This window comes from Streptomyces vastus, assembly GCF_039532825.1.
Lineage (GTDB): Bacteria > Actinomycetota > Actinomycetes > Streptomycetales > Streptomycetaceae > Streptomyces > Streptomyces vastus.
On the sequence record NZ_BAAASJ010000116.1, the window covers coordinates 8186 to 8649 of the forward strand.

1 protein-coding gene is annotated in these 464 nt (G+C 68.3%); it reads left to right on the forward strand.

Annotated features, from left to right (window positions below; translation table 11 throughout):
• Nucleotides 1-464 (forward strand): hypothetical protein (locus tag ABD357_RS37530; protein WP_344395807.1); only part of this gene is annotated, 464 nt, incomplete at both ends.

Below are 464 nucleotides of genomic sequence, written 5' to 3' on the forward strand. Positions count from 1 at the left end.
GTCCAACTACGGTCTGCGGATCGCGGGCGCGTCCGAGACCGACTCCTACACCTGGCGGCGCTTCCGGTCGGCGAACTACGTCTCCGGCGACGGCTCGACCGAGCCGCACCTGACCGTGACCTACAACTCGTACCCGGCGAAGCCGAGTTCGTTGGCGATCTCGCCGTCGCAGGTGAACGCGTACAACGGCAGGCGGTACGTGACCTCGCTGACTCCGACGCTGTCCGCGAAGGTGACCGACCCGGACGGCTCGAACACCAAGGCCCAGTTCGAGATCACCCCCGATCCGGCGTACGCGGACACCACCTACACCTACACCGGCACCAGCTCCGCGGTGTCCTCCGGCTCGACGGCGAAACTGACCGTGCCCTCTGCCAGCGCGCTGCCGGCGGGCAAGCACCTGCGCTACCGGGTGCGGGCGTACGACGCCACCGACTACGGCTCTTGGACCGGCTACACGACGT